Origin of the sequence: Halovenus halobia, from assembly GCF_051414135.1 — an archaeon.
In the GTDB taxonomy this organism is placed as follows: Archaea; Halobacteriota; Halobacteria; order Halobacteriales; family Haloarculaceae; genus Halovenus; species Halovenus halobia.
In genome coordinates, this window is sequence record NZ_JBLKOA010000001.1 from 403,755 (window position 1) to 414,163 (window position 10,409).

The 10,409-nt window shown below is 58.8% G+C and carries 11 protein-coding genes and 1 pseudogene; 10 read left to right on the plus strand and 2 right to left on the minus strand.

Annotation, left to right across the window (positions count from 1 at the left end; genetic code table 11):
* Positions 1-316 precede the first annotated feature (316 nt).
* The 8 genes and pseudogenes from ACMGFM_RS02245 (at position 317) to ACMGFM_RS02280 (ending at position 6,704) form a co-directional block, all read left to right on the plus strand.
* Entirely contained in the window at positions 317-439 is a 123-nt protein-coding gene (locus ACMGFM_RS02245) for a hypothetical protein (protein WP_006166698.1), read from the plus strand.
* Positions 440-1,833, plus strand: a pseudogene (locus ACMGFM_RS02250) (RNA-guided endonuclease InsQ/TnpB family protein).
* A 522-nt stretch (positions 1,834-2,355) separates the two neighbouring features.
* Positions 2,356-3,603: an acyl-CoA dehydrogenase family protein gene (locus ACMGFM_RS02255; RefSeq protein WP_436900708.1), complete on the plus strand. Its 1,248-nt coding sequence runs from the start codon at positions 2,356-2,358 to the stop codon at positions 3,601-3,603.
* A 140-nt stretch (positions 3,604-3,743) separates the two neighbouring features.
* On the plus strand, positions 3,744-3,926 hold the full coding sequence (locus ACMGFM_RS02260) for a hypothetical protein (protein ID WP_436900709.1): 183 nt from the start codon (positions 3,744-3,746) through the stop codon (positions 3,924-3,926).
* A 61-nt stretch (positions 3,927-3,987) separates the two neighbouring features.
* Positions 3,988-4,521: a transcription factor gene (locus ACMGFM_RS02265; RefSeq protein ID WP_436900710.1), complete on the plus strand. Its 534-nt coding sequence runs from the start codon at positions 3,988-3,990 to the stop codon at positions 4,519-4,521.
* Entirely contained in the window at positions 4,521-5,189 is a 669-nt protein-coding gene (locus ACMGFM_RS02270) for a DUF2110 family protein (RefSeq protein WP_436900711.1), read from the plus strand. Before ACMGFM_RS02265 ends, ACMGFM_RS02270 begins: the two co-directional genes overlap by 1 nt.
* Positions 5,189-5,965 (plus strand): DUF5803 family protein, encoded by a 777-nt coding sequence (locus tag ACMGFM_RS02275; protein ID WP_436900714.1) that lies wholly within the window; start codon positions 5,189-5,191, stop codon positions 5,963-5,965. The genes ACMGFM_RS02270 and ACMGFM_RS02275 overlap by 1 nt, the downstream gene beginning before the upstream one ends.
* Before the next feature lie 46 nt (positions 5,966-6,011).
* Positions 6,012-6,704, plus strand: a complete 693-nt coding sequence (locus ACMGFM_RS02280) for a competence/damage-inducible protein A (RefSeq protein ID WP_436900717.1) — start codon at positions 6,012-6,014, stop codon at positions 6,702-6,704.
* Between the two features lies 1 nt (position 6,705).
* On the opposite strand, the gene ACMGFM_RS02285 is transcribed toward ACMGFM_RS02280, so the two are convergent.
* Entirely contained in the window at positions 6,706-6,828 is a 123-nt protein-coding gene (locus ACMGFM_RS02285; protein WP_436900718.1) for a hypothetical protein, read from the minus strand.
* A 72-nt stretch (positions 6,829-6,900) separates the two neighbouring features.
* On the opposite strand from ACMGFM_RS02285, the gene ACMGFM_RS02290 reads away from it, so the two are divergent.
* Together ACMGFM_RS02290 and ACMGFM_RS02295 are read left to right on the plus strand one after the other, a co-directional pair.
* On the plus strand, positions 6,901-7,968 hold the full coding sequence (locus ACMGFM_RS02290) for an ATP-NAD kinase family protein (RefSeq protein WP_436900720.1): 1,068 nt from the start codon (positions 6,901-6,903) through the stop codon (positions 7,966-7,968).
* A 78-nt stretch (positions 7,969-8,046) separates the two neighbouring features.
* Positions 8,047-9,081, plus strand: coding sequence for a PhoU domain-containing protein (locus tag ACMGFM_RS02295; protein ID WP_436900721.1), 1,035 nt, complete (start codon positions 8,047-8,049; stop codon positions 9,079-9,081).
* A 6-nt stretch (positions 9,082-9,087) separates the two neighbouring features.
* Here the strand turns inward: ACMGFM_RS02295 and ACMGFM_RS02300 are convergent, their stop codons facing one another.
* On the minus strand, positions 9,088-10,362 hold the full coding sequence (locus tag ACMGFM_RS02300) for a Glu/Leu/Phe/Val family dehydrogenase (RefSeq protein ID WP_436900722.1): 1,275 nt from the start codon (positions 10,360-10,362) through the stop codon (positions 9,088-9,090).
* Between the last annotated feature and the right edge of the window lie 47 nt (positions 10,363-10,409).

Here is a 10,409-nt window from a genome sequence, read left to right on the forward strand (position 1 = left end):
TGACCGCCGCTATCCCGACAATTTTGATAGTTGTCCCAAGTACTGTGCAAGATACAAAACGGAGTTGTTGTACGAGGCCGAGGCTACTTCACTGAATTACCTGAATTGAGGCGCTAAGGCCCCTTCCTCAACGAGCGACCGAAGGGAGTGAGTAGGGAGGGGATACAGCCGTCACCAGAAGCCTGCGGCTTCTGGTTGGCAGCCAGAATCTTCGATTCTGGCAACGCCCGCACGGTTCTCAAACACACGTTCTTCGCTCGGCCCACAGGCCCACGCAATCGCAACCATTTAGTACGTATTTTGCATAACTTCTGGTATGGCAACGCGTAAGACCATCTCTATCCGCGACGACCAAGAGGAGTGGATTCAGGAGAACCATCTGAGTCTGTCTTCGTTCGTCCAAGAGAAACTTGACGAACACATCGAAGAACGCTCGTAAATGAACTACAACTACAGGTATCGTCTCCGGCCGTCCGACGCTCTCGCAGAACAGTTAGCGTGGACTGTCGATACCTGTAGACAGGTCTACAACCACTTCCTCCACCGACTCAACCGTACCGACGACACCTCGGCATACAGCGAACAGAAACGCCTGCCGAGCCTCAAGAAGTGGTGGAACGACCTGAAACAAGTTCACTCGAAGGTTCTCCAGAAAGTCGTCCAACGACTGTACGACAATCTTTCGACGCTCCGGGGTCGCAAGAAGAACGGCTACCATGTCGGGACGCTCACCTGGAAGGCACCGGGCGAGTATCGCAGTTTCACCTACAGTCAATCCGGTCATCAGACTACGTCTGATGGGCAATCAGAAATCACAGATTTCTGATGACGGCTTCAAGCTCAAAAACACGAGCGGTCGGACAAAACTGTGGCTCTCGAAACTCGGAGAAATTCCGCTCACTTTCCACCGCGACCTCCCCGACGACGCCGAAATCAAGACTGTGACGGTCAAACAGGAACCGACTGGCAAGTGGTATGCTATCTTCGGTGTCGAAACCCCGGAGGACCCGCCGGGGAAACCGGCGAATCCCAAGCAGTGCGTCGGAATCGACGTGGGAATTCTCAAGTACACCCACGATACAGATAGAACTGCTGTCGAATCATCTGACCTGTCCGACGAGCGAGAGCGGTTAGAACGCGCACAGCGTGACCTCTCGCGGAAGGAACACGGCTCTGCGAATTGGGAAGAACAGCGGAAAATCGTGGCCGAACGCCACGCCGACCTGAAGCACAAGCGCCGCGACTTCCTCCACAAATTGTCGAACTACTACGCTACCGAGTACGACTTGGTAGCCGTGGAGGACTTGGACGCGAAAGGTTTGGTCGAACTACCGGGCACCTCACGGAATCGAGCAGGCGCGGCGTGGGGGACGTTCCTCCGGATGCTCGAATACAAGTGCGAACGTGAGGGAACGCACTTCGTCGCCGTCGAACCAGCAGGAACGACGAAGGAGTGCGCGTCCTGTGGCGTCAAGACGGACAAGCCGCTGTGGGTTCGTGAACACTCCTGTCCTGCCTGTGGTTTCGAGGCGGATAGGGACGCGAACGCGGTCGTCAGACTACGTCTGACGGGCAGCAAAATCGCTTCGCGATTTTGCGACGGCGTGGAACATTCTTTCTCGCGGTCTTGAAGAAGTAGGAGTGGGTCACTCCGAATCAACGTCCTCAGAATCGCAGAGCGATTCTGATGGGCTGCGAAAATCGCGTGGCGATTTTCGAACGCCTGTGGAGACTGCGCTCCCTACGGGAACCAGTACGGTTCCTGCAAAGCGCGTCCTAGAAGCAGGAAGCCCTACCCTCAAGGAACGAGCCGCGTCAGCGGCGAGTGAGTAGGGTAGGGTAGTTCACTGGGAAAGGTCGGCATATAGCTGTGTCACTCCACACTCCGGGCAAAGGAACGCATGAAGCGGAGTTTGATACCCGACACCAAGGCGGTCAAGCACACCACCTTCTCTCTCAGTTTCAACATATAGGTCTCCGATTCCTTCTGCAGTCACGTTTGTTTTCTCCATCTGGACGTCACAATCCGAACAATAGCGTTCCTCCATTGGTATCACATCCATTTTAGCTACTGATTCGTGAAAAATTCAGGTCATGGTTTTACGTTCAGAAACACGGATGTTTTTGATGCTGACTACACCCTCTCTATCTTGTACGGTAATCTTGCCAAATTCCTGATAGAACGTCCATCAGATCAATCACTGACTCACCTGCACTGTGCGCCGCTGGGTCTTCGAGCATAATCCTGCAACAGAGAACGATTCCTACTGCTGGAAACTACGACGGATGGTTTCGTGAACAGCCGCGCCGAGAGAAACCTCCTAGGTTTAAGTTGTTGTACCAACCCTATCTGGTATGGAGTATCACGACTCTGAAAAAGCGAAAGAGGTTGCGAGCCGGGTTGAGGCCTTCATGGACGAGGAGGTCATCCCGCGCGAGCGCCAGGCGCTGCAGAACCGCGACCCAGTGACAATCGACGAGATGCAGGATTTCTGGGAGCAAGCCAAGGACCGAGACCTGTTCGCGCCGCAGGTCCCCGAAGAATACGGCGGACAGGGCCTCGGATTCAGCGACATGCTGCCCTCCTTCGAGCAGGTCGGGCGCACGATGCTCGGCGCGATGTCGATTCGCGCCCACGCGCCACAGGAGGGGAACATGCACACGCTCGAAGCAGTCGGCTCTGAGGAACAGAAAGAGGAGTGGCTTCGGCCGCTCGTCCAGGGGGACATCTCCTCAGGCTTCGCGATGACCGAGCCACAGCAAGGTGCCGGGTCGGACCCGAAGATGCTGAAAACCACCGCCAAGAAGGACGGCGACGAGTGGGTCATCAACGGCCACAAGTGGTGGACCTCCGACGGCTACGACGCCGACTTCCTGCTGGTGATGGCTCGGACAGACCTCGACAAACACCCATACGAGGGGACGTCGATAATTCTCGTTCCGACCGACGCAGACGGTGTCGAACCCGTCCGAGATATTCCACACCTTGGGCACTTCGACGACCTGATGGACATTCAGCGCGGCCACGCCGAGTTCAAGTTCCACAACGTTCGCGTCCCAGTCGAGAACACCGTCGGCGCGGAGGGCGCTGGCTTCGCCATCGCACAGATGCGACTCGGTGGCGGTCGACTGACCCACTGTATGCGCTACACTGGGATGGCGATGCGCTCGCTCAACATCGCGAAAGCGTACATCCAGCACCGCGAAGGCTTCGGCGGAACCATCTCCGAGAAACAGGCACTTCGACACCGGATCGCCGACGCCGAGACGGACCTGCACGCCGCGCGGACGATGGTGCGCCACGCAGCCCGCGAACTCGACCGCAGTGAGGCCCGCGTCGAGGTGGCGATGGCCAAGACGTTCACTGCCAACGTGACCACCGATGCAGTCGACCTTGCCTTGCAGGCCTGCGGTGGCAACGGGATTGGCAAGGACCTCCCGATTGCGTACTTCTACGAGTCAATCCGACCGTTCCGTATCGTCGACGGGACCGACGAGGTCCACCGTCGGACCATCGCACGAGAGGCCTTCGAGGATGTCAACGACGAGGACCTCGAAAATATCATTCAGTTCGACCCCGAACTCGACAAAACTGACGAATAGGCGACGCCACCCCTCTCTGTCGAGCCCCGTTCCACGACCGGCCTGTCGTGGCGAACTTCTGAGTTAGTTTCAGCACTATTATCGGGATTCTCTTTGTTATCCCGCTGGTCATCGCTGCGTGGCTGGTCTGGGCAGCAGGTGTGTCGCTGGTCTCGCTCGCGATTGCAGACCGGTTGGTCGGCCACGAGGACGGGTGGCTCGTCCCGCTGTTGATTGCTGCTGGGATTAACGCAGCCCTCGCGTTGAGCGGCGTCGGTGCAATCATCTCGATTATTCTTGGTGCGCTTGGATTCGGGACGATTCTGTCCGAGCGGTTCGGCTGAGTCCGGTTAGTACCGGTGGGGTCCGATGCTTTTAACCGGATGACACTCCGATGTTTGTCTAATGGCTTTTGAGGAACTGCTCGAAGATCCGGTCATCCAGAAGTACCTCCACGAACTCGTCGGGCCGAAAGGGATGCCAGTCGCGGCGGCACCGCCAGATGGTGAGGTCACTGACGAAGAGTTGGCCGAGGAACTCGGGCTTGAACTGAACGACGTCCGTCGAGCGCTCTTTATTCTCTACGAAAACGATCTGGCGAGCTACCGACGACTCCGCGACGAGGACTCCGGGTGGCTCACCTATCTCTGGACGTTCGAGTACGAAGAGATTCCAGAACAACTCGAAACGGAGATGCACCGCCTGCTGGCCGCGCTCGAAGACCGATACCAGTACGAGATGGACAACGAGTTCTATCTCTCCGAGGAAGCGGGCATTCGCTTCGAGTTCGGCGAGGCGATGGAGTTTGGGTTCCAGTGTCCCGAGACGGGCGCGGAACTCCAGCCGATGGAAAACACCCGCCTCATCGAGGCGATGGAAGAACGAATCGAACAACTGCGTGACGAACTCGGCGTCGAGAGCGCCGAACTCGAGGCCTGATGGTCGTCCTCGCGACGAAGTGCTACGTTGAGGGTGACGCCCGCGAGCGCTCGCTACAGTCGTTTCGCTCGTTGATCGACAACGCTGTCGGAGAGCTGGATGTCAGTGTCGACGTCGAGATTCAGGATGATGACTTCATCAACTGTTCGCTAGAGGGGCCAGACGCCACGGCCGCGGAGAACCTGCTCGGCGAGCAGTGGGGACTCATTCCGGAGCACTTCGAGACTGGCGAAACCTACGTTGGGACGCTCGATTCGTGGGACGACGAGGCGCTGGTGCTTGATGCCGGCCGACCTGTTCGGATTGGTCGGGACCAACTCGGACTCGGCCCAGGCGACCCCGAATCCATTCGAACGCGATTCGGACTCGTCCAGCACATGCCGTTGCGGTTCGTCTACGACGACCCGCCACGGCTGGCCGAGAGCCAGCAGGACCAACTGTACGACTGGCAGCGCGGCACTGGCCGCGTCAACGTCAACAGCGCAACCCGGGCAGAGGTCCGAGCCACAGTCAACCGAGCCGGCCACGCACAGGATATCGTCACCGTCGAACGGGTTGGCCTGCTCGAGCAGAGTATCATCTGTACGGAGGATACCGACCCGCCGGGACTACTCGCCGGCATTGGCCAGTATCTCCCGGCTGAACTGCTCTGTGTCGTGCCATCATAATGAACAACAAACATCGTGCGGTACTCGCGCTGCTCGCGGTCATCTTCTTGTCAGGCTGTACGCTGTTTGGCGGCGGCGAAATCAACGAAGACCAGTTGACCAGCGAGCAGGAGTATGACTGGGACTCGAACGCGACGACGACCATCAACTTGAGCGTCTCGAAAAACAGCTATGGGGCTGTCATCACACTCGAAGAGCAATCTGAACTGGAGATTTACCAGGAAGACACCTTCCGGGGTGAGACGTCCGTTCCCATCGAGGCGCTGAAATTCCGCTTCACGAACGGAACTGTGGTGGACGCAACGCACCCACAGCTTCGGGCAGTCAAAAACCGCGACGAGACGCTGGTCGAACTGCCAGCAGAAAACGGGTCGGTTGGCTACACGGCCCCACGCAGCGGCAAGGGCTGGACCGGTCCGATGCTGGTCTCTGGTTCTGTCGAGATGCAACTCCCTGAAGGGACTCGTGTCGGACTCTGGGGGCTGTCCCGTGCGAACCCCAATCCAGACCGGAACACCATCGAAAACGACCGGACGATCCTCGGCTGGGACAACGTCGAGCAGGGTGATCCGATTTCCATTCGGTATTATCTGATGACGGACGCGTACATCTTCGGTGGCCTGCTCGCGCTGGTCGTCTCGCTGGGTATTGGCGGCGTCACCTACTATTACCGGCAGGTTCGTCGCGCACAGCGCAAACGCGAGGATGTCGGCCTCGATGTCGACATGGAAGACGACGATATCGGCGACGACGGACCGCCACCGGGGATGCGGTAAGTCGGCAGTCAGTGCTCCTTTGTACTGTCGCCCACCTATAGAGGGTATGCGAGTTGCGCTGATCGCCGTCGGCGACGAGATTCTGTCGGGGGATACAGTCAACACCAACGGGTCGTGGCTGGCCGAGCGGCTGTCAGCGGCCGGCGCGACTGTTGCTCGAATAACTGTCGTCCCTGACGACGTGAGCGAAGTTGCCCGGGTCGTCAACGAATACCGGGCAGCCTACGAGGCAGTCATCGTTACCGGCGGACTCGGGCCGACACACGACGATATGACGATGGAAGCGGTCGCTGCGGCGTTCGGGACGGAGTTGGCCGCCGACCAGGAGGTTGAGCGCTGGCTCACCGAGGGCGGCGGCTACTCTGGCGACGACCTGGCTCCCGGGACGACGCACATTCCAGAGCGTGCGAAGATGCTGCGCAATCCCGAAGGTGTCGCACCTGGCTGTGTCATCGAGAACGTCTACGTCCTCCCGGGCGTGCCCCGAGAGATGCGCGCGATGTTCGAGCTCGTGGCCGACCAGTTTGGTGGCCGACAACAGCATCGCGCCGTCGTCAAGGCGGCAGAACCGGAGAGTCAACTGCTCGACCGGATTCGAGACGTCCAGGAACAGTTCGGGGTGAAAGTCGGGAGCTATCCCGGTGAGTACGTCAGACTGCGGATTCAGAGTACGGACGAAGAAGCTGTCGAAGCCGCCGCTGCATGGCTTGAGCAGCGAGTCGAGTCTCCCGACGACTGACTCACGTCGTTAGCGAGCGAACCCACATCGCGGCGAGAACGATACCACCGATGAGAACGACGGCGGCGGCGATGTTGACCGGCCCGGCGCCGACACCAACCTGTGTCGCGTTCAGTACTGTCATGTAGGATGGTGGCAGGTGGTCGTAGTAAGGCGTTCCGGTTCGCTTTTGTCTACCTCGTTCCTAACACGGTTGATGCGACGACTCGGGGTTGTGGTCAACCCAATTGCAGGCATGGGTGGCCGCGTGGGACTGAAAGGAACTGATGGCAAAGTCGCGGAGGCACGGGAACGCGGCGCAGAGCAACGCGCTCCCGACAGAGCGCGGGAGATGCTGACGGAACTGGCCGACATTGGCGCAGATGTACAGTTAGTTAGTTGGGGGGGTGAGATGGGCGAAACGGCCGCCAAAGCCGCCGGCTTCGAGCCAGAAGTCCTCGGCCACCCAGAAGGGGAGGAAACAACTGCCGAGGACACATGCCGTGCAGTCGAGGCTTTCCTGTCTGCCGACCTCGATTTGGTACTGTTTGTCGGCGGTGACGGCACCGCCGCTGACGTTGCCGAAACTATCGCTGACGCCGACTCGGAACTTCCAATTCTGGGTGTTCCCGCAGGTGTGAAGGTGTATTCGGCTGTGTTTGCAGTTTCGCCAGAGGCGGCTGCTCACGTCGCTGCTTCGTTCGAGTCGACCGAACGCGCCGAAGTCAACGATATCGACGAGGACCAGTACCGTGAAGGGGAGGTCCACACCGAACTCCGCGCGCTGGCGTCTGTTCCGGTTGCCCCTCAACGCCAGAGCAGCAAACAGCTCTCCGGCGGCACTGTCGAAGGGCTTGTCGAGGGATTTGTCGACGAACTCGACCCAAGCCGCACCTACGTGCTTGGCCCCGGCGGCACGCTCAACACGATCAAAGACCGACTCGGCATCGATGGCACAGCCCTCGGCGTGGATGTGTACCGTGACGGCGAAGTACTAGTCGCCGACGGCGCGGCCGACGATATTTTGGACGCACTTGGCGAGAACAATACGGTCGTCATCTCTCCTATCGGAGGACAGGGATTCATTTTCGGCCGTGGCAACCAACAGATTTCGCCGGACGTGATCCGCCAGTGCGACCTCGAAGTGGTTGCAACCCGGCAGAAACTGGACGGCATCGGTGCCTTGCGGGTCGATACCGGTGACGCAGAACTGGACGAGTCGCTTCGTGGCTGGCAGCGAGTCCGGGTTGGGCGGTACGAGACACGACTTGTGGAAGTTGTCTGACATTCATATTACCACCTCCTTGGTGTGACCAAGGACGTATTGATAAGATTAAGGTACTCGCGGCAACGTAAAGGAGATATGGAAACCCGGAAAGTTCAGCGGCTGGGTCCGTCGACGCTTGCGATGACGCTGCCCGCAGAGTGGGCACAGGAGTACAATGTCGAGAAAGGTGACGAGGTTTCACTGCGACTCGGCGGAAAGGGCACGCTGACGGTGATGCCTGAGTCCGTCCAGTCTGAAGAAAGTGAAGCAATCATCAACGCCAGTGGCCTCAATGCCGACGCCGTCGAGCGGGCAATTGTCGCACAGTACGTTCTCGGCCGGCGAGTTATCCACGTCCGCGCCGACGAAGGTGAAACGCTCGACAGCGAGCATATCAATGCCGTCTACAACGCCGAAACGCAGTTGATGGGGCTGGGCGTTATCGAGGAGACGCCAGAAAACATCGCTATCCGGTGTTCAGTCGACCCCGAGGATTTCACGCTCGACAATCTCCTCGAACGACTGGAATCGACCGGGTCGACGATGCGCAACGAGGCAGTAAAATCGCTTGCCCACAGCAACCCTGACCTCGCACAGCGCGCGCTCAACCGAGAGCGACAGGCCAACAAGATTTTTGTCCTGTTGCTGCGCCTGATTTTCACCTCCTACCAGAACCCGAACCTCGCGCGGGCAGTCGGCCTGACCGATGGCTTCCCACTGATTGGCTACCGCTCTATCGCGAAAAACCTCGAACTCACCGCGGACAACGCTGAGGATATCGCCGAGATTGCCCTCGAAGCGGAGGGCCACTCGCTAAACATCGAACAGGATACGATGCGACGCATCCGGGAGTTCACCGACGAAGTGAACGAACTGACGAAACTGGCCGTCGAGTCGGCAGTCAACCGCGACTACGACGCTGCCATCGAAGTGAAACAGCGCTTCGAGGAGATTAGCTCACGCGAACAGGAGATCCTCGCTGACCTGCCGGAGATGGAAAACGAACAACTCCTGCAAGTGCGTGAAGTGCTGGTCAGTCTCGACCAGACCGCACAGTACGCCGTTCGGAACGCCGAAATTGCGACCAACCTCGCGCTCAACGAGGAGTCCGACCACATCTCTATCGACTGAACTCGGTCACTCCGTTGGCATATTGCTCCGGTAGCCTTCTGCAGTCAGCACAGCATCGACCGACTTGGCATAGGCTGCCTCGCGCCAACTCTTCTCGCGGTCAGCTTCGGTCTTACGGGCCGCAACGTCCTCGAAAGCCGTTTGCATCTGTGTTCGTAGTTTCTCTTGGACAGTCTCTTCTGTCCAGTATTCGTTGGTCGTGTTCTGGACCCACTCGAAGTACGACACCGTTACGCCGCCTGCGTTCGCGAGAATATCGGGGATAATCTGGACGCCGTTGTCGGCAAGGTACTGGTCTGCCTGTGGTGTCGTCGGCCCGTTTGCCATCTCTAACACCACATCAGCCCGGATGTCTGCCATGTTCGCGTCCGTAATCTGGTCTTCGATTGCTGCGGGGACCAGGACATCGACATCGAGCGTTAGCAGTTCGTCGTTCGAGAGTTCGGCCGCATCGACGTCAAAGAGGTCCTGTTCGTTCTCGTAGCCCTCGAACAGGTCGGGTATCGGGAGTCCTGTCTCATCGTAAATCCCGCCAGCAGCGTTGCTGACAGCGACGATATTGTAGCCACGTTCGTGCAAAAAGAGTGCAAGATGTGAGCCAACGTTGCCGAACCCTTGCACTGCGATATCGAGACTCTTGTCGAGTCCCTCATGCCTGACAAAGGCGTCGAGAATCTCCGCGCCGCCGAGTGACGTTGCGGAATTTCGGCCTTCGCTGCCCCCGAGCGCTGGCGGTTTCCCGGTGATTACGCCGGGGGCCTGATGGCCGGCCACCTGCTCGTACTCGTCGCGCATCCACGCCATAATCTGGGCGTCGGTGTTCATGTCCGGCGCAGGAATATCACTCTGTGGGCCAACCACATCGTGATACTCTCGAATGTAGGCCCGCGCGAGTCGTTCCAGTTCGCCCACCGAGAGCTCCTTGCGGTCGACCTGCACCCCACCTTTGGCGCCACCGAACGGAATGTCGACCACGGCGCATTTCAGCGTCATCAGAAACGCCAGTTCGTCGACTTCCTCCTCGTCGACGCCCGGATGAAACCGAATGCCACCCTTTGTTGGCCCGCGTGCGCCGTTGTACTGGATTCGGAACGACGGGAAGACGTCGATAGAGCCGTCGTCCATCCGGACTGGAATGTTGGCGTTGATTCGACGCCGCGGTTGCCGAAGCAGTTCGATATCCTGCTCGGTCAACTGAGCGACTTCCGAAATACGGTCAAGTTCGACCTGACACACCTCACAAACCGTTTCGACCCCCTTCGGTCCGAGTTCGCTGTCCATACACTTCGTTGCAGAGCCGCCCATAAGAAAATCCCTCACGGTCAGGC

What these genes read in the sequence shown, in the direction of transcription:
- ACMGFM_RS02245 (WP_006166698.1), top strand. Translation starts at nt 317, where the DNA reads ATGGCAACGCGTAAGACCATCTCTATCCGCGACGACCAAGAGGAGTGG.
- ACMGFM_RS02270 (WP_436900711.1), top strand. Translation starts at nt 4,521, where the DNA reads ATGGTCGTCCTCGCGACGAAGTGCTACGTTGAGGGTGACGCCCGCGAG.
- ACMGFM_RS02275 (WP_436900714.1), top strand. Translation starts at nt 5,189, where the DNA reads ATGAACAACAAACATCGTGCGGTACTCGCGCTGCTCGCGGTCATCTTC.
- ACMGFM_RS02290 (WP_436900720.1), top strand. Translation starts at nt 6,901, where the DNA reads ATGCGACGACTCGGGGTTGTGGTCAACCCAATTGCAGGCATGGGTGGC.
- ACMGFM_RS02285 (WP_436900718.1), bottom strand. Translation starts at nt 6,828, where the DNA reads ATGACAGTACTGAACGCGACACAGGTTGGTGTCGGCGCCGGGCCGGTC.
- ACMGFM_RS02300 (WP_436900722.1), bottom strand. Translation starts at nt 10,362, where the DNA reads ATGGACAGCGAACTCGGACCGAAGGGGGTCGAAACGGTTTGTGAGGTG.
- ACMGFM_RS02280 (WP_436900717.1), top strand. Translation starts at nt 6,012, where the DNA reads ATGCGAGTTGCGCTGATCGCCGTCGGCGACGAGATTCTGTCGGGGGAT.
- ACMGFM_RS02255 (WP_436900708.1), top strand. Translation starts at nt 2,356, where the DNA reads ATGGAGTATCACGACTCTGAAAAAGCGAAAGAGGTTGCGAGCCGGGTT.
- ACMGFM_RS02265 (WP_436900710.1), top strand. Translation starts at nt 3,988, where the DNA reads ATGGCTTTTGAGGAACTGCTCGAAGATCCGGTCATCCAGAAGTACCTC.
- ACMGFM_RS02295 (WP_436900721.1), top strand. Translation starts at nt 8,047, where the DNA reads ATGGAAACCCGGAAAGTTCAGCGGCTGGGTCCGTCGACGCTTGCGATG.